Here is an 18503-nt window from a genome sequence, read left to right as displayed (position 1 = left end):
TCTTAGACTTCGGGAGGAAATTTCTTGTCCATAAAAGCAAAACTATCCGTTTCCATCTCCATTATTGTTGCTATCATATTATTATTGAATATTGTATTTTCTTATATGTCATCGAAGGTAACTCAGGAATCCACATATGAAGGTCAGATGCAGGCAATTGCAAAACAAATCGTTGTAACTCTTGAAACATTGGAGAAAACCCGAAACACGATGGATCAGGAGCTTGGCATTAAACTTCGCCTCGCAGCTATTGCAGCAAAAGGTGCATTGCCTCCTGATATTCAGGATGTAACAAACGAGCAGTTAGTTTCACTAAGCACTCAATTAGAGTTAGATGGGATTACTCTATGGCAGCTCGGAGATAAAGAAGCTGTCTCGGTTAAATCTTCTAACCCGGATGAAATCAATCTGCGCTCTAAATCTTGGGATTATTGGAACACTGCATTTCTGCAGCTATTTGATCTTAAGAGCGTTGACATACCGCAAGGACATGCACTGCCCCACTTCTGGGCAGGACCAATCAATTACGCAGTATCCGACCCTACACTTATTAATAAGTGGGGTTATTTCTACGATGGCACAACGAATTACATGATCAACACCATTATTAATACGGATAAAAACTTCCAATATGATCTCATTAACGGTACAAATGACGTCATTCAAAAAGTTATTAGTCAGCAGCCTGCACTTCTAGAAATAACAGGCATCGATCCCATTCATTTCGGTACAAAGCCCATTATTAAGATGAAAAAAGGTGTACCTGTTCATAACCTAGATGTTAGAGCTATTCCATTTGGTACGTACAATTATAAAAACACTGCAAAAGACGTAGTTTTAATCCAAAAAGTGCTTAAAACGGGCGAGATAATAACTAGCAGTCATATTTCGAACGGTAAACACATGCTTCGGAGTTTCATCCCTATTCATGCGGACAAGCTTTACGTCATTAGTGTAGCTTTCGATGAGCAGATGATTCTTGAACCTTTGAAGCGACAACTTGTCGTCCATGCTTTTATTTCGCTTGGTCTTGTTCTCATTACGATGGTTTCCAGTTACTTTATAGCTGGTTATATGATGAGATCACTTAATCAGATTTTAAAAACAGTTAATGCTATAGCTACTGGTAATTTAAGCGCTACTACCATTATTCAAAATAACGATGAGTTCGGATTGTTGGCTACACGTGTCAACATGATGGGAGCTAAGCTGAATAAATATACGTCTCAACTCAAGCATACCGCAAGTGAATTGCAACGAACGAAGCAATATTTAGAATCCTTTGTAAATCATACTTCAGATGCAATCCATGTCATTGATTTGCAGGGGAATATCATCCAAGTCAATAAAGCTTTTGAAACAATCTATGGCTGGCGAAGAGATGAAGTAATTGATCAGCCTCTGCCTATCATTCCAGAGGAGTATCGTAAGTCTTATGATGATCTTATCAAATTGATTATTGGTGGCGGATCCGTTACGGATCATGAGACGATTCGATATACAAAAACAGGCGAAAGCATAGACATCAGCATTACGATTTCTGCAATTCGAAATGAACAGGAAGCCATTATCGCTATCGCATCGATCTCCCGTAATATAACTTCTCGGAAACAATCCGAAGAAATGATTAGACGTTCAGAGAAACTATCCGTCGTCGGTCAACTAGCAGCAGGAGTGGCGCACGAAGTACGAAACCCATTAACAACTCTAAGAGGATTTGTTCAGCATCATCAGCGAACAGGTTCTTTGTCGCCATTGTATTTAGAGCTTATGTTATCTGAGCTGGATCAAATTAATATGATAGTTAGCGAATTTCTTGTTCTTGCTAAGCCGCAAGCTGTTCGTCATGATTGTATGAAGTTAAATGAACTTGTCCGAGATATTGTTATGCTGATGGATTCAGAAGCGAAGCTTTATAACGTCGAGCTTATCGTACAACAATTGACTAGAATACCTACTATTCCGGGCGCAGTAAGCCAGCTCAAGCAAGTGTTTGTTAATGTAATAAAAAACGGGCTCGAAGCAATGCCTGATGGCGGACAGTTAATCATCGAGCTAAAGAGCTTTGATGACCAGGAAATTATTATTAATTTCATCGATCAAGGCAAAGGCATCTCAGACGAGGATTTGAAGCGCATTGGAGAGCCCTTCTTTACGAGAAAGGAATGCGGTAACGGTCTCGGCGTCATGATTTGCCAACAAATTATCGGTATTCACAACGGCAGCATGCGTTATCATAGTAAGCTTGGTGAAGGGACGTGCGTGGAAATTCGTTTTCCTGTGCCTGTGCAGTCTATGTGCTTGCCTAACGAAAAATAATAATCCACTTAAACACTAGTCACTACGTCATACGTTTTTGATATATCTGCACATTAAAGGGGATTCGCAATATGTCATTCAAGCAATATGCTTCTAATGATTTAAATAGTGGAAAGATACAGCCCGTGGGCAGTCGCCTACTGATCGTGACAGCAGTGGACGCTGAACGAGATGCGATATTAAGAGGAGTCGCTAAGGCTCCCGCCTCCCGAATTGATGTAATTGCTGCGGGGGTAGGGCCTGCTGCCGTTGCTGCACGAACAGCGATTACACTTGCTAACACCTCTTATGAGCTTGTTATTAGTGCGGGTATTGGCGGCGGATTCCCTCTGCGTGCCAGCATCGGGTCGCTTGTTCTCGCTACTATTATCGTCGCGGCTGATCTTGGTGCGGAGACGCAGGACGGATTTCTATCTGTTGATGAGCTTGGTTTTGGCTCCGCTCGGGTAGCTGTCAGCGATGAATGGAACTCGCAGCTCCTATCTGCATTAGAGCTTAACGGACTAAGTTGCGTATTCGCACCTATCATCACAGTTTCCTCAGCAACTGGCTCAGCTTCCACAGCCGAGCTGCGTTCACGAATTGTGCCGGGCGCAGCAGGCGAAGGTATGGAGGGCTATGGCGTCGCAATTGCTGCACAACAACAGGGCATCCCTGTAACGGAGCTTCGGGCCATATCGAATCCTGTTGGTCCTCGTAACCGTTCTGCTTGGCGAATCGGTGACGCATTAAAGGCACTTGAAGATGCCAGCTATGCGATTGCGTTACTTTTCCCAGAGTAACTGCATTGCGCATATCGTTTACTGATTACCTATTAAGTTAGCATCATTTTGGAGGAGGTTCACAAACATATGACTAACAAATCGAGCATAAACATCGCCTACTCTCCGTGTCCCAACGATACGTTTATATTCCATGCTTGGGCTCATGGCCTCATCTCAGGCGCACCTGAACTGAACGTAACTTATGCTGACATTGATATAACTAATCATCTTGCTGCTCGCTCAGAAGGACCTGAGGTTATGAAAATCTCTTATGCCGCTCTGCCATGGGTACTAAACGATTATCGATTGTTGCCATGTGGTGGCGCACTTGGAAGAGGATGCGGTCCGCTTGTTCTCACAAGAGATTCAATTGATGGTAACATTGAACCTACTTCCGCTGCACTATCTGGCAAACGTATTGCTGTTCCAAGCGAACGCTCTACAGCATACTTGCTGTTCCGATTATGGGCGGAGCAACAAGTTCCCGGAGGTGCTCCGGAAGTTGTCGTCATGCCATTCCATGAAATTATGCCTGCTGTCCGAGACGGCAAGATCGATGCGGGGCTTGTCATTCATGAAGCCCGCTTCACTTATCCGACCTACGGACTTCGAATGCTTGCTGATCTAGGTAGCTGGTGGGAAACAGACACTGGATTCCCGATACCGCTAGGTGCTATTATCGCCCGCAGATCGCTCGATAGTGAAGCCATCAGCGGCTGGATTCGTGCATCTGTTGACTACGCTTGGAGTAATCCAGCTGCTTCTGAAGGATATATTATGGATCATGCGCAGGAACTTTCACCTGAGGTGGCACAATCACACATTGCATTATACGTGAACAACTTTAGTCGCGATTTAGGCGAAGATGGATACGCAGCAATTGAAGCATTATTAGGACGTGCTGCTGCTCAAGGACTCGTACCTGCCTTCGATCTCAGCCTGCTGCGCTAATTGGTAGTACTTAAAAAAACGGTCTCCATCGGCTCAAATGAGCGCATAGAGACCGTTTTTGTGTTTTTGAGGATCATTCCATTTATTTATGAAAAGGATTTTCTATTATACTTCTCTCATTTTTTTGCTCAGACTCATCAGTTTCTTTATTCAGAACGCACCTGTTTATCATCTTTTCCGTTCTCTAAATTGGTTGGCTGAGAGTTATCTAAACCATCCGACTCCACTAAATGCTTCAGCATGGATAACTTGTTATCCCAGAAGCGCTCGTAATATGCGAGCCATCGTTCAAGCTCACGTAATGGTTCTGCATTTAGTGTATACCTTGTTTCTCTGCCTACTTTACGATCCTTAACCAGACCGGCATCTGCCAAAATTCGAAGATGTTTAGACACAGCTGTTCGGGTCATTGGAAAATGTCCGCTTATGGTTGTAACAGGCATCTCCTTGTCACCGAGCAGTTGTAACAGTTTTCTTCGGGTAGGATCGGCTATCGCTTGAAAAACATCATGCTTCTGGGCTGGTTCCGCCATGTTGTTCCTCCACAAATTGAGCAAGCTTCTTCACTATTCCTACCCAGCCATTGCCCATTCGATCACGAACAACGTCGTGTTTTTCATTAAAGGCTGTTACACCTTCTGATAGCCATCCGCCATGTGTAAGTGTGAACCGAGTTCCTTCTTCCATCTCTTCAAGCTGGAATGTAATGATCCAATCCTTGTCCCACTTAAATGATAGTCGATTAGGGGGAGTTATCTCTAATACTTGACACGGTGATTTGCCGAATGGACCTGCATCCACATGGAACTGGAATCCAACCACCGGTTCAAAGTTATTCGGCATAAACCATGCTGCAATTCCTTCCGATGACGAAACTGCCTTCCATACTTTCTCAACTGGCGCATTAATTATAATTTCCTTCACCACATCAGGCAACATCGCTTGTGATTCATTTCTATCGTTATTACTCATCATCCAACCTCCGCTTTATGTCACTTTATATTTTACTTTGTAGATCTGCTGTTAATATGAAACCATTTGGTTTCGCTTTTACGATTATATGATACCATTTGATTGCAAGTCAACAAAACCTTTAATTGACGAATGGCACCTTAATATGAATAATAAATACAAGGGTTGAGCGGTACATGCCCACTTGGTATGTACACTTGTACAGAGACGAATCCAATTGATTCACCATTATTTTGAAGGAGGACGCCCATGTCTATAGTGTCTCAGCTTGTAGCATTTAATAAACAATTTGTTGAAGAAAAGCAATACGAGGAATATTTAACCGATAAATTTCCTGAGAAAAAAATTGCCGTTCTTACTTGCATGGATACACGACTCGTTGAACTGCTTCCTAAAGCGCTTAATTTGCGTAATGGAGATGCTAAGTTCATCAAAAATGCAGGCGCCATTCTGACGCAGCCATTCGGAAGTGCGATGCGCAGTATTCTTGTTGCGGTCTACGCACTCGAAGCACGAGAGGTGCTCGTTATTGGTCACCATGGCTGTGGCATGACAAACCTCGACACTAAAGGTTTGATCGAAAAATTCAGTGAGCATGGCATCGATCCGCTCGCTATTCAGACGCTTGAAAATTCAGGCATAAAAATGGAGAAATTCCTTCGCGGATTCAGCAGTTCTGAGGAAGGCGTTATGCACAGTGTTCGTATGATCCGCAATCATCCACTGTTTCCAAAGGATATTCCTGTCCACGGCTTTCTCATTCACCCCGATACCGGTCAGCTTGAAGTCCTCGTTGAGGATTATAGAGAAGAATAAAAACGAGCGTTTTCCTCTAGCGGGGAAAACACTCGTTTTTTTTGTTTGCTTATGATTGTCTCGCATTTTTACAACTTTTCAAAGATAAATACCGTCTAGTTAAGTATAATCAACATAATTATTTGTGAAACGAAGGAAGTGATTTTCCCTATGACAACCCCATCGATTCCCGCTTTATTAAGAGATATTATAGCTTGGGAAAAAGAAGTCGCTTCGCTTGTACCAGATTTAACATGGCCCTCGGGTTTGCAATTGGGCGTTCAAGAAACTGGCTGTGGCCATTACTTCTGCTCGCCAGCTGATTCTATTACATTTGGCTATACTGGAGGCGATGGTATCCATTATGCGATACTTACAGACTTCGGGAGAGTAGTTAATTTAGAGGAAGCTCCTATTATATGCGTATCACCAATGGATTTTGGAAACTGCGTGTGGTTAGTCGCGAGAAATTTACGCGATTTCTTTTCTATTCAATTTTCAGAGCATGTTACGCTATTATTAAATTACTTCGAATCGAAGGAAAGTTACTTGGAGGCTCTGCGCCGAGATAATGCGGATCAAGAAGACCCGTATTTTGATAAGAAAGAATGGCTCCGGCAGAAGAAAGTAGTTAGAACGCTTGCTAGTGAACGATTTAATTTACCTCTAATTGAAAATCCTTACGAGTACATAGAAGAGCTGCGTTCAGAGCGGCTTGCACAAGTTGCGTTAAGGACGGTGAATCGTTTAGGAGTTCTACCAGACCCATCCTCATCATCAAATTGCCCTTTTGTCGGTCACCCCTGGCAAAATGATGAGATTCCATATGATATCGCAACGCTGTTGCCCGACTTTCTAGCTTCTGCTAGTAAAGAAGCTAAGTTCGCCTTCATAAGAGACTATCAAGAACAATTTATAACCGATTCTGATGCATTGCAATTGCTTTGTAAGGAACTGCGAAATCTAAATTTGCCATGGACGGCCGAACGTTTGAAAATAAGTATGAATCAGTAGAGGTGCAGTGTGCCTGTCACAGTCAAATACTCATCCTTGTCCAATGCACTAATGGGGGGACTATTTTGGTTAACCTCTATCCTCATACTATCAGCTATTGTAAACTGGGCAGTTAGAGCCTCTATTCAAAAAAATAATGGTTGATGAAATCCACAGATAGTTAGGTCGTATAAAGGAGACTGACAGAAATGTTACACGTATTTGGAAGAAAGGTTCTGAGCACTTATATCGCTGCGTTCGCTCTTGTAGTCGGCATTCCACTTATAAGCATGTTGCCGGTATTTGGGGAAGTATATCAAATCGATAAATTTCTAAGCTGGATTTCTATCTCCGGACTCGTTGCGTTTCCGGTTATACTCATCTATGGTTCCTTAATATCTGTTGCCCTAGAATTTGGTTTACCTAAATTAATGACTAAACGATGGCCTTTAATTATTACACAAGGCATCGGCCATGTCGTATTCGGCGCATTATTTGCCCTTCTGATTGATGTGAATTGGTTTATTTATGTGACCGCAGCTACATCTTTTGTCTATTTCTTAATCGATCAATTATTGATCCGTATCGAAACAAATAGACATCGCAAGAAGGTCTGGTTAGCTTTAGTTATTTCTCCTATCGTCATCACTATTGTGACAGCTGCCTTACTTCCACCGCCTGCACCTCCAGCAGCACTTCTTCCCTTCACTAAAGTAAATGCACTGGCATACGTGACAGCAGAAGATCGTCCCGGTGATGGTTATCCTAATTACGTCGGTGAAACCATTATCGAGATTGATGGTTATTCGGTAACACGTGTGACGAGAGTAAGTGAGTTAGGAGAAGAGAAATACGAGGTATTATTTATCGAACGTTGGAATAAAGGCGAGTCAGACGGTGAACGTTGGTTCTCTTATGTTGTATCCCGATACGGATTGGAAGCCAAAGGGAGCGGCGGTGACACCGCACCCTTCTCTTAATTCACCCTTAAAAGGGAAACGTTATCTTTCATCACATTGATCGTATTACTATCATTCAGCGGATATCCTTTATTTAAGGCAGCGCAAGCTTGCCCATAATTGTCGGACGTGATGCTCCTGTAGCTGCTGGCACGTTGTTCGTATTTCCATGTAGGAATGCGTGCCCAAGCAGTGCAAAAATAACTGCCTCCTTCGCATCATCTGCAAGTCCAAGTGCACTTGCATTCATAATCTTCTGCTCAGGTAGCAAAGCGGCAAGCATGGTAAGCAAGGTGCGATTATGTGCGCCCCCTCCACTTATAATTACTTCATCGATTTGACATCGAGGCAACACAATTTCCTTACACGCATTAGCGATTGTATGCGCTGTGAACGCAGTAGCCGTCGCAACAATGTCAGCAGCAGCAATCCCGCGTGCAACAGCACGATTAAGGAAATCAGCAGTGTAAGCCTCGCCAAATAGCTCTCGACCAGTCGACTTTGGAGCAGGCATTCCGAAATACGGATGATCGAGCAGCTCTGCTAGCAACAGTTCATCCGGCGTGCCTAATGCCGCCCAGGCTCCTTCTGCATCATAGCTCATTTTGCCATCTGTCAACGTATGCACAATTTGGTCAATGATCATGTTACCAGGGCCGGTGTCGAAGGCGAATGCATCCTCTGCTTTAGCTCCAGGCGGCAATGCTGTACAATTTCCGATGCCACCAATATTTTGCAGCAATCGTCCTTTGCTCTGATCCCCGAATAAGATAAGGTCGCCATAAGGAACTAACGGCGCACCTTGACCACCTACGGCCATATCTGCTGGGCGGAAATCGCCAACAGTCAATCTTCCCGTTCTCTTCGCGATAACGGATAAATCTCCGAGTTGTAGGGTCGATCTCACTAAAAATGGATCATGGGCGGAAGATTCCGGCATATGCCAAACCGTTTGTCCATGCGAGCTTATGAAGTCAATCTCATCGAGCGGAATTCCCGCCTCTAGCACCGCTTCCAGTGCTGTATCAGCGAACAGTTCCCCAATATAGGCATTCATGCCGCATATTTTGGAAACATCCGAATGTTCAGGGTCGCAAAGCTCCTTTATTCTCCCTCGTAGCGCATCATCATAAGGTCTTGTGTAGTAGTGTAAAAGCTTAACTTTTGCTTCCAAACCAGATCCTTCGATTTGTACGACAGCAGCATCAACGCCATCGAGTGATGTTCCTGACATAAGTCCAACCGCAATAACATAAGGCTTATTATTCGTCCACTGTAACATGAATCTCCCACGCTCCCGTCTATATCCCCTCGAATTACATCTCAGCTTGAAAGCTGTCCAGTGCAAGCAGCACTGCACCATAGGATGCATCTTGTTTCGCTTCGATACAGTTCAGTCTTGGATATCGTTCTTGCATGCGCGTCTTGAATATCTGGCGTATTTGACGATTGTTAAGTAATACACTACCGAGAAGAGCAAGCTCACCATTCTGAATTCCCAACTTATCTACCGTTGCAGAAGCAAGCTCAACAAGCGCATTAGCACTCTTAATTGCGATGCGCTTAGCTACAACATCACCAGCATCACAAGCGACTGAAAGTAAGGAGGCAAGAGCGGCAATGTCTTTTTTGTTTCTCCCCTTATCGTAAACAAAACCGACAATTTCCTGTACTGTACTTAATTCTAGTTGGTCATATACAAGTTTAGAAATAATCGTCGGCTCTTCCCGTCCATCCGAAGCTCTAACAAGCGCAGAGAGCAGGTCCCGACCAATGCTATATCCGCTTCCTTCATCATCGATGAGATGCCCGAAGCCGCCCGCTCGATGTACATCTTCTGACATATTCCGGCCGTAACAAATCGAACCTGTCCCTGCAATAACAATAACTCCGTAGCGTCCTTCATGTGCACCACATAGAGCTGTTTCATGATCACCTAATAGAACGAGATTACCAGTGTAGCCACTCTCTCTCAGCCCCGAAGTCAATCGCCCTTTGACAACAGGGTTGCTTATACCCGCTGCACCAATACAGATGGCTACACATGCATTAAGATCGTTATTGCATCTAAGTCCAATCTCTTCACAAATCTCTGCAAGAGTAACTCTCACACTAGCCTCATCTTGCCCGTTATAGTTAAGTGGTCCCGCCACGAACGTTCCCACAATCATTCCCTGCTCATCCGCAATGGTTACTGCAGTTTTCGTCCCTCCGCCATCCAATCCCGCAACATATCTCATCTATCTATCACTCCAATATCAATAGAGATGGAACTGTTTCTTCCGCTCTCCAAAATCACGACTCTCCTCTTCAAATGATTGCAACAGAGCATCTACGTCCACAGACTCATTCCGATAAACTTGATCTCCGCATAATAGATCGATAAATGGTCTTCCATTCTCTCGAACAGGAGGGAGAAACGCAAATTCCGAATACATCTCCTTGATCGTGAACAACAGCTTAACTCCCGTCTCTACTGTACGGACAGCCCGCTCATCCAAAACATGAACATAGACACCGCCGCATATCACTCCCTCATGTTTCGAGAACGTCGGTTTGAAGTAGGCAGGACGGAAATATACACCCGGAAGTCGCTTCGCATTCATCTCTGCAGATAGCCGCTGCGAGTCTATATATGGTGCTCCGATCATCTCAAATGGTGCCGTCGTTCCTCGCCCTTCTGAAAGATTCGTCCCTTCGAACAAGCAAGTACCCGGATAAAGCAGCGCCGTATGGAAGCGAGGTATCCCCATTGATGGTGGAATCCAAGCTCTTCCCGTCTCAGAGAAGCTCATTGCTCGTTCCCAACCTTCACAGCGAACAACATGAAGTTCTCCATTCCAACCCATCTCTTCATTCGCCATTGTTGCAACTTCTCCAGCTGTTAATCCATAACGGACAGCAAGCGGATAATTACCAACGAACGACTGAAATTCCTTCTTCAGCACATTGCCTTCCACTGTTACACCATCAAGAGGATTAATACGGTCTAACACAACAAATGGCTTACCCGCTGTTGCACAATCCTCGAGCGCATAAAGCATCGTATAAATAAACGTATAATAGCGTGTACCGACATCCTGAATATCATATACAACGATATCAACAGCATCCAGCATTTCCGCTGTCAGTCTTTTGGAATCCTTCCGATAAAGACTGTACACCGAGACACCTGTTCCAGAATCAATATAAGTATCTACTAAAGCACCTGCTGCCAAGTCACCTCGAACACCATGTTCGGGTGAAAACATCGCTGCGAGATGAAACTTCTCATGCAAAATATCAATCGTCGATCGAAAATCGTTCCCCAGTCCCGTTGGAGAAGTAATTAGCCCAATACGCTTACCTTGAAATAAATGAGCGTATTTGGAGATTGAATCGATACCGTTTAGAATCATATTATTCACCTCGTCCGAATTTACAGCTCGGATTGACGCAGTCGCATCGTCTCTGCTGGAATCATAAACGTCTCCGCGTATTCCTTTCTCGCCTCAAGACCGCGAACTCGTGCCAGTGACTTATAATAGTCCATATAATTAAATGACTTGCTGCCCGTCACGAACCAATGTGTAGATAACGCTTCGATCCATAGATCAAACGCCTCTTGGTTAAAATCAACATAGACATAGGGCACATAGTCGACAGCATCTTCCCAGTTTTCGCCGTAATAGAGCTTAGGTGCAAAGTGTGAAGGTAACTCTCTTTCCATTGCACGCAAACCCGCAAAAAATCTTGCATCGTTTACAATCCGATGTGTAGTAGCATGATCTTTATGCATACTATTGCAATGATGTGTAATGATGATATCAGGCTTTACTTCACGAATAACGTCACATACACGAAGTCTAATTGCTTGATCGTCTTCGATTTCTCCGTCTGGAATGTCAAATACACGAGCCTCGCCACCCAGCATTCCTGCAAAAGTGTGAGCCTCGCGAATTTTCTGTTCGCGATATTCATTTACATCTTGAAAGTCCGGTACTCCACGCTCACCTGCTGTTAGCGCCAGCGTCGCTATTTTGTCACCCTTCAGAAAATGGCTGGCGAGAACGCCCCCTGCTACCAACTCCACGTCACCTACATGGGCACCAATCCCCAATATCGTAATCGGTTTACGTTCACTCATTGTGTAAGCTCCCTTCTCATGACCGCAAATGTTTTCACCGTCGCAAATCCGGCTTTTTCATAGATGCGAATGGCAGGATTATTACTTCCTGTATAAAGCGACATATACTCTGTACCCATATTCTCGAACGCTTCACATAACCTAAAAAACAAACTTGAGCCTAATCCGTGTCCCTCGTGCTCAGGATGAACACCGATACCAGCAAAAAAACCGCGGCCATCTTCCCCCTTAATGACAGGGCCAGCAAAACCAACAGCACGGTCATTGAAAGCGGCAATAACAACTGGAACACCTTCCTTAACACTTCTACTAATTTCTTTCTGCCATAAAAGGTTATTGAAGCTCGTTAACAGTTCATCCATTCCACGATGAATCTTCCCATCAAACAACTCTACTCGATATCCGAGAGCAGCCGCCTTTTCTTCCTTAGACACAATATTCATTGGCACTTGAAATCCATCAAGTGACAAATACATTGCACACTGCGTCGCACGCTCTTTGTACCCCACAGAGGTTAGAAACATATGCAGCTTGCTCCCTACGGGAAAGCCCGGCGCATTATTATGCTCATGCCGGGCTGTATCAGGAATATACCATGGTAGTTGCATGGGATTAAAGAAAAGTACCTCAGCCTGCTTCTTGCCAAGCTCTTGGAACCTAAGCTCCATTACATCTAACATTAGTTTGAAACGTTCATCCGTACGGTAGTTCTTCCTCAGAACGATACAAGTAATATAACCTGCTACATCGCCAAGAGGCAGATCATTGCCAGTACAGCCGCATGCGAACCCTTGCACCCGGCCGTCCTGAAGCCATACGAATGTGTTCATTGCATCGAAGTACGTATTGCGCAAGAAGATTCTATTAAAGGACTCCTCTGTCATTTCCTTATAGCCATCCTTCACCGCCTCTTCGTTCCATAAGGCGATTACTTCGTGCGTATAGCGGTCATGCCAAGTCGCAATCATTGTGTTCCTCCTTCGATCACCCATTGTGAGGCGGATTAACCTTTAACCGCACCTACTGTTACACCTTCCAAGAAGTAACGCTGTAGGCTAAAGAAGAGAATAAACATTGGCAAGGCCGAGATTGTCGCACCTGCCATCATCGGTGCAAAATATGTTGTGTTTGCAAAACGGAAGTTTTTCAAACCAACCTGAATCGTTTGCATATCCATTGTGTTCGTCACAAGGAATGGCCAGAAGAATGTATTCCATGCTTCCATAAACGTCAGAATCGCCATAACGGCCATAACCGTTTTGGACAACGGCATAATAATTTTAACAAAAATTTTAAATTGGTTTGCACCTTCTACTTTAGCGCTTTCCAATATCTCTTTCGGAATCGAACTCATAAACTGCTTCGCAAGGAAGATGTTGTATACCGTAACTAACGAAGGCATTATAAGTGCTTCATACGTATTTTGAATCTCGAAAATATTAACGATCAGAATATAAAGAGGCACTTGCGTCACTTGATACGGAATCATCATGGCACATAGCAATACTGCGAACAGTACGTTGCGGCCTTTAAACTGAAGTTTGGCAAATGCATATCCCGCCATCGTAGCGAATATGACATTCGAGATCATTGTAACGGTTGCAACAATTAGCGAGTTCCCTATCCAACGATACGAATATTCGCTATAGTCGAAGAAAAACTTGTACGAATCCAAAGAAAACTTACCTGGCCAGAGAGAATAACTGATTGCTCCTGCTTCTACCGGATCCCCGAAAGACGACATAATCATAAAGTAGATTGGAAATAATGTCGCAATCGCAAATAGTAGAAGGAGGACAACTATAATGGTATTACGAGTATATCTGGCTGCGCGATTTCCCAAATGGTTGTTAAATAAGGCCAAGTCGAGCCCCTCCTTCTACTTTAATATTCCACGTCTTTACCCAGAAACTTAAACTGGATAAACGCGATAATGCCGATAATAAGTGCAAGCACAAGCGATTGAGCTGCTGCTGCGCCGAACTCGAAATATTTGAACGCTGTATCGAAGACCAATAGTCCAACCATCGTTGTTGAATGATCCGGTCCACCGCCTGTCATGAGGTAAGCGTTCTGGAAAACTTGGAATGAGCCGATTACACCAGTTACTAATAGGAATAGTGTCGTTGGCTTCAAACATGGGATAACGATATGCCACATCTTCTGCCAGAACGATGCACCATCAATATCTGCTGCTTCATAATAACTCTCATCAATACCAAGCAAGGCAGCTACATAAATGATAATGCTAGTACCATGACTAGAGAGCCATGACATTAATACAAGTGAAAACATAGACGTAGAGCTGGAACCTAGCCAGTTCTGACTATCAATGCCGAAAAATCCGATTAGCTGATTAAGCATACCGCCTGCCATTGGATCGAAGATCCAAAGCCATACAACCGATAATGCTACACCTGACGCAACAGCAGGCAAATAATAGACTGCCTTAAATGTTGTTTGCGCCCACTTCTTCAGCGGCATAATCATAATTGCAACGCCGAATGAAAGAATGAGTGCAACAGGTACTGTTAAAATCGTATAGACAACCGTATTCCAAATCGCTTTTCCAAAAAGCTCACTCTTAAAGATAGCTGCATAATTGTCTAGCCCTACATAAGTGGAGCCTAACGGTTTGTACTCTTGGAAACTAATAATAAAGGCGCTCAAAACGGGATAAGCTGTAAAAAGTGCATAAACGATAAGAGCAACGGCGATAAAGCCATAAGCCCACAGGCCGTCTCCTTTATTTAAGCGAAAGTTTTTAGTCGATTTTGCTCGAGCCATGCTGCAGGACTCCTTTCCAATAACAGTTCAAAACGTAGATCGGATAGCCCGCCCCGATCAAGGAGCGGCTATCCGAGTGTTAACCTACTCTTTTACTACTCCGTCTGCACCGAATGCTTCGATAGCAGCTTTAGTAACTGCTTCGTGCATTTGTTCTGGTGTAATTTCATTAGCAAGCAAAGCTTGCAGCTTAGGAATGATAACTTCTGTCTCAACCTTGATCGCTTTAGCACCAAGATCTGTTGGGATGTCTGGACGAGCTGGTGCTGCATTTTCTAGCATTTTGTCAACTGCTGCAATGTTGTCCGGGTTGCGAGTGGACTCCATGCTTTCAGCTGCTTTGCGAGCGCTATCAGTAATAAACGCTGCGAACAGATCGCTGTTTGTTGTCGCTGATGTTTGACCAGATGCTAGGAAATAAGCTGCTTTAGCTACATTTGCTTTGTGCTCATCTGTTGGAGCTTTTTTACCACGGAAAGCTACATAGCCGTCAACAACTGCATGGGATACTGGCTTATGTTCACCGAAAGATGGAAGCGGCAATACGATATATTCTACTTTAACGCTGTTAGCAACTGCACTGCCGTCGTTAGCGTCAATTTTCTTGTTATTAGCATTAGCAGAGTTTTCGAATACGGCTAGACCTTTACCTGTGATCATCGTTTGACCAGTCAGGAACATGTTCCAACGTTTACCAGCGTCAACGGAGCTAAGCTCTTTCGGCATGGAACCATCGTCGATCATTTGTCGAACCGCTTTCAAAACTTCAAGGAAGTTTTTGCTTGTGTACGTGTACTTATGATCCATTGTGAACGGTGAAGGCAAACCAGCATTCTTCACAAGTATACCTAAGTAGTCTCTAGCTGCAACACCTGATGTTGCAAATACGAAGCCATAACGGGAAGTTGCTCCGTTTTCTTGAACAACACCTTTTTTGATTGCTTCGCGGAATTGATCATAAGTCCAACCTTCTTGTTGCACTTTCTTCCAGTCGATACCTGCTTCTTCTAGGAACTGCTTGTTACCGCCGATTGCGTGAACTTCCATGTATGCTGGAAGACCGAACAATCCACCGTCTTTCTTCATATAAGAAAGTGGTGCTTCGTCGAAGTCAGCAACCATCTCTGGTGTTACTGCATCACTAATGTCCATCACCATGTCCATTTGTGCATATTTCGAAATACCTTCAGAGTTGATGAAAGCAAGATCAGGAGGGCTGCCCGCATTTACTTGCGTATCCAGCTTCTGAGTCATGTCTTCCCAGCTTGCAGGTTCAATTTTTAATGTTAGGTTAGGATAAAGCTTGTTGAAATCTTCTTCCATTTGCTTAAAGTTCTTTTGATAGTTTGGAGACACTGGCGGAAGCAAGGCCGTAATCGTGTCTTTCGCACCACCTGCGTCAGTCGGGCTTGATGTACTGTTAGAGTTAGGCGAATTGCTTGGAGCAGGTTTGTTGTTGCCTGAACTACATGCAGTTAATGAACCGACAGATAACATAAGAGCTAGTGCTGTTGCAGCAAATCTTGTTTTTCTTTTCATTGCTAAGATCCTCCCTTTAATTTAAGTTCTATATGCTCACATCCAGCAAAGCCCCTTAAATCGCTTTGGAACAGATGCGTATAGCCTTTTTCAGGCTGCCACCACTTTCGGCCAATGCTTTTTTCGCTTCATCAGCTTCTAATCCGGACTTAATCATCATAATGGCTAACTTGCAATCTAGCGATGCTTTCTGCAAAGCTGTCTCTGCTTCCTGATGATCGACGCCAGTTGTTATTCTGACCATGCGCAATGCCCGAACATACAGCTTTTTGTTGCTTGCCTTCATATCAACCATAAGATTGTTATAGGTCTTGCCAAGCTTCACCATCGTGCCAGTTGTCAGCATATTAAGTACAAGCTTCTGCGCCGTTCCTGCCTTCATCCTTGTTGAACCTGAAATAACCTCTGGACCTACAACTGGAGCAATACAGATATTACTTACTTCTTCTAGATTTGTACCTTTATTGTTAACCACACAGATCGTAACTGCACCAATCTCACCAGCTCTTCGCAATCCCTCAATTACGAATGCTGCACTTCCACTTGCTGAAATTCCGATGACAGCATCCTTGTTCGTCACTCCGATGCGGTCGATAAGCAGTTTACCCTCCTCACCGTCATCCTCGCAACCTTCAACAGCAACCCGCAGTGCAATATCTCCGCCTGCAATATGTCCCTGTATGAGTGCTGGATCAGTTCCAAAGGTAGGTGGACATTCCGAAGCATCAAGTACGCCAAGTCTTCCCGATGTCCCTGCACCGATGTAGAACATCCTTCCGCCATTCGATAACACTCGATGAAGCGCTTCCACTGCACGGGCAATGTTTGGCGTTTCTGCCGCCACAGCCGCTGGAACCAATGCATCTTCCCCATTAATGAGTGTTAGCATCTGTTCTGTAGTCAGCTCATCGATAATGCTCGTTTCGGAATTAATCCCCTCCGTCGTTAAACTTGCAAGATAGTCAGTCATAGTGATTCCCCTTACGTGATCATGTTTAGGTTACGATAACCCGTCTGATCGATTCGTTTCTTTGGTTTAACATAGTTCTATATTAAGCAATTTATTTCAATCTCGTCAATACATTTTGAAATAAATTTTTACCGTGAAATAAATTATTGGAATTTTATATCGATCCTTATTGTGAAATTACGACCGCTGTCGAAGCAGTTGCTAAAAGAAAAAAACGACATCCAATGCCTGTAAAAACAGGATTGAATGTCGTCTTTATTCGCTCTATTTTGCAACTTCTATCAGCGACGTAATACCGCCTCTATCTTCTGCGCTTATTAGCAATGATATTATGGCTCTTGGACAAATACTTCTTCACTTGCTGATAGTCAGCACTTGCAACACCAGCAAATAACATATCGATAATCGTTAACATCGCAATACGCGAACCCATCGCTCCGCTTCGAATCGATATCTCCGGTGTAGAAATGCTCAGAAGCGTGTCTGCCCGATCGGACAATTCACTCTTGCTGTACTTTGTAATAGCAACGATATGTGCATTGTTTTTGTGCGCGATTTCGAGCGAATCCAAAATTTCAATCGTATCACCTGAATTGGATATAAAAATCGCTACATCATCCTTCGATAGCAAGGCAGCAGCAGTAAGCTGACTATGTCCGTCTGTGAAGGCATGACAAATTTTATTGATACGAGTAAACTTCTGCTCTGCATCTTGAGCAACGAGTCCCGACGCCCCTATGCCGAAAAAAATAATTCGCTTGCTCGTACGAAGCGCCTCTACAGCGCGTGCTACCGCACTACGATCAAGCACGCTAAGCGTATCTTCGATTGAACGAATATTGTTCCTGCTTATGTTAGAGATGATTGTATGCAATTCGTCGCCTGGTTGAATGTCGGTGTACTGGTCTCCAGAATCATCATCCATAGAGCCCAGTGATGCAGAGATGCTGACGATAAAACTACGATAGCCATTGTAGCCCATCGTTTTGCAGAAGCGAAGAACCGATGCATCACTTGTCTTGCTGGCTTGGGCCAGGTTCTTAATAGAGAGATGTGGAATCTCTTCTTTGTTGGATAAAATATATTCGGCAACTAATCGCTCGACAGGTGTAAGACTGTCCTTGCGGTCCCGAATTTTGATCAACACGTTATCGTTTATCGCCATGTGCCGCTCCCTGCCGCTTCATATTTTCGCAACTAAATAGTATACGTATTACTAACAAATTACAAGTATTATTCCTACTTTGCAATATAAGGATATTTTACACGAATAAAATTTTATTTCAAAACTTTTTATCAAAATGATTAATTTATTACAATTTTAATTG

Annotated in this window: 19 protein-coding genes; 7 read left to right on the top strand and 12 right to left on the bottom strand. The window is 43.7% G+C overall.

Annotated features, from left to right (window positions below):
- The first annotated feature begins 24 nt into the window (after nucleotides 1-24).
- From MFF31_RS10345 to MFF31_RS10335, 3 genes are all read left to right on the top strand, one after another.
- Complete coding sequence (locus MFF31_RS10345; RefSeq protein WP_238187927.1) at nucleotides 25-2319, top strand: PAS domain S-box protein; 2295 nt, start codon at nucleotides 25-27, stop codon at nucleotides 2317-2319.
- Nucleotides 2320-2390: 71 nt separating this feature from the next.
- Nucleotides 2391-3101, top strand: a complete 711-nt coding sequence (locus tag MFF31_RS10340) for a futalosine hydrolase (RefSeq protein ID WP_238187926.1) — start codon at nucleotides 2391-2393, stop codon at nucleotides 3099-3101.
- 87 nt (nucleotides 3102-3188) lie between these two features.
- Complete coding sequence (locus tag MFF31_RS10335; RefSeq protein WP_238188558.1) at nucleotides 3189-4034, top strand: 1,4-dihydroxy-6-naphtoate synthase; 846 nt, start codon at nucleotides 3189-3191, stop codon at nucleotides 4032-4034.
- Between the two features lie 146 nt (nucleotides 4035-4180).
- Here the strand turns inward: MFF31_RS10335 and MFF31_RS10330 are convergent, their stop codons facing one another.
- Both MFF31_RS10330 and MFF31_RS10325 read right to left on the bottom strand, forming a co-directional pair.
- The gene (locus MFF31_RS10330) at nucleotides 4181-4567 is read right to left on the bottom strand and encodes an ArsR/SmtB family transcription factor (RefSeq protein WP_238187925.1); all 387 of its coding nucleotides are present in this window, start codon (nucleotides 4565-4567) and stop codon (nucleotides 4181-4183) included.
- Entirely contained in the window at nucleotides 4542-5009 is a 468-nt protein-coding gene (locus tag MFF31_RS10325) for an SRPBCC family protein (RefSeq protein ID WP_248565452.1), read from the bottom strand. Before MFF31_RS10325 ends, MFF31_RS10330 begins: the two co-directional genes overlap by 26 nt.
- Before the next feature lie 246 nt (nucleotides 5010-5255).
- On the opposite strand from MFF31_RS10325, the gene MFF31_RS10320 reads away from it, so the two are divergent.
- The 3 genes from MFF31_RS10320 to MFF31_RS10310 all read left to right on the top strand — a co-directional run bounded on the left by MFF31_RS10320 (nucleotide 5256) and on the right by MFF31_RS10310 (nucleotide 7774).
- Nucleotides 5256-5822: a beta-class carbonic anhydrase gene (locus tag MFF31_RS10320; RefSeq protein ID WP_238187923.1), complete on the top strand. Its 567-nt coding sequence runs from the start codon at nucleotides 5256-5258 to the stop codon at nucleotides 5820-5822.
- A 150-nt stretch (nucleotides 5823-5972) separates the two neighbouring features.
- A complete protein-coding gene (locus MFF31_RS10315; RefSeq protein WP_238187922.1) occupies nucleotides 5973-6815 on the top strand; it encodes a hypothetical protein in 843 nt (280 codons plus the stop codon).
- Between the two features lie 188 nt (nucleotides 6816-7003).
- Complete coding sequence (locus MFF31_RS10310; protein ID WP_238187921.1) at nucleotides 7004-7774, top strand: hypothetical protein; 771 nt, start codon at nucleotides 7004-7006, stop codon at nucleotides 7772-7774.
- A gap of 73 nt (nucleotides 7775-7847) precedes the next feature.
- Here MFF31_RS10310 and MFF31_RS10305 read toward each other — a convergent pair whose 3' ends face one another.
- The 9 genes from MFF31_RS10305 to murQ all read right to left on the bottom strand — a co-directional run bounded on the left by MFF31_RS10305 (nucleotide 7848) and on the right by murQ (nucleotide 17175).
- Complete coding sequence (locus MFF31_RS10305; RefSeq protein WP_238187920.1) at nucleotides 7848-9035, bottom strand: anhydro-N-acetylmuramic acid kinase; 1188 nt, start codon at nucleotides 9033-9035, stop codon at nucleotides 7848-7850.
- Between the two features lie 34 nt (nucleotides 9036-9069).
- Nucleotides 9070-9993, bottom strand: coding sequence for an N-acetylglucosamine kinase (locus tag MFF31_RS10300; RefSeq protein WP_238187919.1), 924 nt, complete (start codon nucleotides 9991-9993; stop codon nucleotides 9070-9072).
- Between the two features lie 18 nt (nucleotides 9994-10011).
- Entirely contained in the window at nucleotides 10012-11151 is a 1140-nt protein-coding gene (locus MFF31_RS10295) for an exo-beta-N-acetylmuramidase NamZ family protein (protein ID WP_238187918.1), read from the bottom strand.
- A gap of 20 nt (nucleotides 11152-11171) precedes the next feature.
- Complete coding sequence (locus MFF31_RS10290) at nucleotides 11172-11879, bottom strand: PIG-L deacetylase family protein (protein ID WP_238187917.1); 708 nt, start codon at nucleotides 11877-11879, stop codon at nucleotides 11172-11174.
- Complete coding sequence (locus tag MFF31_RS10285) at nucleotides 11876-12847, bottom strand: GNAT family N-acetyltransferase (RefSeq protein WP_238187916.1); 972 nt, start codon at nucleotides 12845-12847, stop codon at nucleotides 11876-11878. The genes MFF31_RS10290 and MFF31_RS10285 overlap by 4 nt, the downstream gene beginning before the upstream one ends.
- Nucleotides 12848-12882: 35 nt before the next feature.
- Nucleotides 12883-13743: a carbohydrate ABC transporter permease gene (locus MFF31_RS10280; protein WP_238187915.1), complete on the bottom strand. Its 861-nt coding sequence runs from the start codon at nucleotides 13741-13743 to the stop codon at nucleotides 12883-12885.
- A 20-nt stretch (nucleotides 13744-13763) separates the two neighbouring features.
- Complete coding sequence (locus MFF31_RS10275; protein ID WP_238187914.1) at nucleotides 13764-14666, bottom strand: carbohydrate ABC transporter permease; 903 nt, start codon at nucleotides 14664-14666, stop codon at nucleotides 13764-13766.
- A gap of 84 nt (nucleotides 14667-14750) precedes the next feature.
- On the bottom strand, nucleotides 14751-16205 hold the full coding sequence (locus tag MFF31_RS10270) for an ABC transporter substrate-binding protein (protein ID WP_238187913.1): 1455 nt from the start codon (nucleotides 16203-16205) through the stop codon (nucleotides 14751-14753).
- Nucleotides 16206-16260: 55 nt separating this feature from the next.
- Nucleotides 16261-17175, bottom strand: coding sequence for an N-acetylmuramic acid 6-phosphate etherase (gene murQ, locus MFF31_RS10265; RefSeq protein WP_238187912.1), 915 nt, complete (start codon nucleotides 17173-17175; stop codon nucleotides 16261-16263).
- A gap of 146 nt (nucleotides 17176-17321) precedes the next feature.
- Here murQ and MFF31_RS10260 point away from each other — a divergent pair, with 146 nt between their 5' ends.
- Nucleotides 17322-17468: a hypothetical protein gene (locus tag MFF31_RS10260; RefSeq protein WP_248565451.1), complete on the top strand. Its 147-nt coding sequence runs from the start codon at nucleotides 17322-17324 to the stop codon at nucleotides 17466-17468.
- Between the two features lie 8 nt (nucleotides 17469-17476).
- On the opposite strand, the gene MFF31_RS10255 is transcribed toward MFF31_RS10260, so the two are convergent.
- A complete protein-coding gene (locus MFF31_RS10255) occupies nucleotides 17477-18340 on the bottom strand; it encodes a MurR/RpiR family transcriptional regulator (RefSeq protein WP_238187911.1) in 864 nt (287 codons plus the stop codon).
- Nucleotides 18341-18503: the final 163 nt, after the last annotated feature.

It is taken from the genome of Paenibacillus sp. L3-i20 (assembly GCF_022180385.2).
In the GTDB taxonomy this organism is placed as follows: Bacteria; Bacillota; Bacilli; order Paenibacillales; family Paenibacillaceae; genus Pristimantibacillus.
This window is presented reverse-complemented; position numbering and strand designations above follow the sequence as displayed.

Coding starts and splice junctions, on each gene's coding strand:
- MFF31_RS10305 (WP_238187920.1), bottom strand. CDS start 9,035: ATGTTACAGTGGACGAATAATAAGCCTTATGTTATTGCGGTTGGACTT.
- MFF31_RS10310 (WP_238187921.1), top strand. CDS start 7,004: ATGTTACACGTATTTGGAAGAAAGGTTCTGAGCACTTATATCGCTGCG.
- MFF31_RS10325 (WP_248565452.1), bottom strand. CDS start 5,009: ATGATGAGTAATAACGATAGAAATGAATCACAAGCGATGTTGCCTGAT.
- murQ (WP_238187912.1), bottom strand. CDS start 17,175: ATGACTGACTATCTTGCAAGTTTAACGACGGAGGGGATTAATTCCGAA.
- MFF31_RS10270 (WP_238187913.1), bottom strand. CDS start 16,205: ATGAAAAGAAAAACAAGATTTGCTGCAACAGCACTAGCTCTTATGTTA.
- MFF31_RS10315 (WP_238187922.1), top strand. CDS start 5,973: ATGACAACCCCATCGATTCCCGCTTTATTAAGAGATATTATAGCTTGG.
- MFF31_RS10285 (WP_238187916.1), bottom strand. CDS start 12,847: ATGATTGCGACTTGGCATGACCGCTATACGCACGAAGTAATCGCCTTA.
- MFF31_RS10295 (WP_238187918.1), bottom strand. CDS start 11,151: ATGATTCTAAACGGTATCGATTCAATCTCCAAATACGCTCATTTATTT.
- MFF31_RS10330 (WP_238187925.1), bottom strand. CDS start 4,567: ATGGCGGAACCAGCCCAGAAGCATGATGTTTTTCAAGCGATAGCCGAT.
- MFF31_RS10340 (WP_238187926.1), top strand. CDS start 2,391: ATGTCATTCAAGCAATATGCTTCTAATGATTTAAATAGTGGAAAGATA.
- MFF31_RS10255 (WP_238187911.1), bottom strand. CDS start 18,340: ATGGCGATAAACGATAACGTGTTGATCAAAATTCGGGACCGCAAGGAC.
- MFF31_RS10290 (WP_238187917.1), bottom strand. CDS start 11,879: ATGAGTGAACGTAAACCGATTACGATATTGGGGATTGGTGCCCATGTA.
- MFF31_RS10275 (WP_238187914.1), bottom strand. CDS start 14,666: ATGGCTCGAGCAAAATCGACTAAAAACTTTCGCTTAAATAAAGGAGAC.
- MFF31_RS10320 (WP_238187923.1), top strand. CDS start 5,256: ATGTCTATAGTGTCTCAGCTTGTAGCATTTAATAAACAATTTGTTGAA.
- MFF31_RS10300 (WP_238187919.1), bottom strand. CDS start 9,993: ATGAGATATGTTGCGGGATTGGATGGCGGAGGGACGAAAACTGCAGTA.